The following is a 1,670-nucleotide window of genomic DNA, read 5'->3' on the forward strand; positions in this document are numbered from 1 at the left end:
AACCCTTATAGAGAAAGGCATTTAGCGATTTTTGTCAATTGTTTTTTATCTAGAGCGAACTAATCAATTAAGTCTCTTGCCAGATAAGGATTTAGTCGATTTATGCCCCCCTATCGAACCATAACAAGTAACGAAGAGCCAAGAAATATGAAATTAAACAACTCAAGTAATGAGGCATTATTAGCAAACGATTTGCCAAATCCATAAAAAATTCTCCAGCTAACTTTACCAATTTATGAAATTATCAAAGTATCAAAAAGGTTGGGTAAATTTTGACAATTTGTGCACTCGATTTACTCACCGAATAATTGACCATGTACAGCATTTACAAACGCTTCTGCTTCTGATTTTTGCCATGGCAATCCAGTGACAGGAGTTGCTGTTCCTCCGGCCGTAACCACACTTACCGTTGGAGATCCCCACATCAATAGAACACCAAAAATCAAGGGAATAATACCCACTACTACAGTTATCAAGACAATTCCTAAAACAACAAGGAATAGTCCCCCAACAACTTTCCTATCCATTTCATATCGAACTGAAACAACTTGCTTGAGAGGAACATCTTCTCTTCGTCCACCACTAAACCAGCTTTTCTTCGCCATATAGGTAAGTCTTTTGTTCGTTACAATACCAAAACAGTTGTCAACTAAGACATTTTCTTTAGAACTTGATGTCATTTTTTCCTCCTCATTTGATTTGTGTAATGGTTGATCGTGTGACCTGGACTGCATTGCCTAAAGCCAGTTTAGGCATCCTGACTGTGATATACTAAAATCTGTACTATCACACATTTTCTTTAGATTGCCTAAATAAAGCCTTGAAACTGCTTAATTACTTAGGATACATCGTAGTCTTGAGTTTAGTCAGTCGGAAAAGTCGGAACTTACAGCCAAACAATTGATCTGAAATATCGGAAATATCAGCTAAAATAAGTAAAAAACTTACCTAATCTATAGTCCATGTTTCAAGCTAATCTATCTAATACGGTGTTAAATCTCTTAGATGAGTTGGTTTTTGCCAAAACAGATCAACATCTAGACTATCTTCAAAAAACTATCTTGCAAGGGACCTTAGAAGGTTACAAATACTCAGAAGTTGCCAAAGAATCTCATCTTAGTGAAGGTCATATTCGAGATAGTGCTTCAGAATTATGGAAAATTTTGTCAGAAGTTTTAGGGGAAGATATTACTAAATCAAATATTAGAGCAGTTTTAAAGAAACATAGCTTTATAAATAATAATATGGGACGAGATTTAGTCTCTTTTAATAATGTTCATATTTGTGATCATAATCCATTTTCCCTCAATAATAATAATTATCACTCTGAAATCCAGCGCGATCAACCTTATTTAGATTTAGGTCATATTCCTGAAATAACTCAATTTTATGGGAGAGTTGCCGAATTAAATAATCTAGAAACTTGGATAGTTGCGGAGAAATACCGTTTGGTTACTGTGTTAGGTTTAAAAGGAATTGGTAAAACCACCCTTTCTTTGAAACTGGTTGATAAAATCAAAAATAGTTTTAATAGAACTCTTGCAAATTAATTATATGTTATAATCATGGGTTAACTAATTTTCCCCAAAAAATTAGTTAACCAGTACATTTGTCCTGAATGAAAACTTGAAGTTTAACTTTTAACTCAAAACTCTTTAGATATGCTTTAA

At 33.8% G+C, this 1,670-nt stretch carries 2 protein-coding genes; one reads left to right on the forward strand and one right to left on the reverse strand.

Going from position 1 to position 1,670, the window contains the following annotated elements:
- Positions 1-293: 293 nt before the first annotated feature.
- Complete coding sequence (locus O9332_RS25505) at positions 294-680, reverse strand: hypothetical protein (protein ID WP_043999243.1); 387 nt, start codon at positions 678-680, stop codon at positions 294-296.
- A gap of 282 nt (positions 681-962) precedes the next feature.
- Here O9332_RS25505 and O9332_RS25510 point away from each other — a divergent pair, with 282 nt between their 5' ends.
- Positions 963-1,550: a helix-turn-helix domain-containing protein gene (locus O9332_RS25510; RefSeq protein ID WP_288027875.1), complete on the forward strand. Its 588-nt coding sequence runs from the start codon at positions 963-965 to the stop codon at positions 1,548-1,550.
- The last annotated feature ends 120 nt before the right edge of the window (positions 1,551-1,670 follow it).

Source organism: Microcystis sp. LE19-10.1B (assembly GCF_027530565.1).
GTDB classification, from domain to species: Bacteria; Cyanobacteriota; Cyanobacteriia; order Cyanobacteriales; family Microcystaceae; genus Microcystis; species Microcystis aeruginosa.

Coding starts and splice junctions, on each gene's coding strand:
- O9332_RS25505 (WP_043999243.1), bottom strand. CDS start 680: ATGACATCAAGTTCTAAAGAAAATGTCTTAGTTGACAACTGTTTTGGT.
- O9332_RS25510 (WP_288027875.1), top strand. CDS start 963: ATGTTTCAAGCTAATCTATCTAATACGGTGTTAAATCTCTTAGATGAG.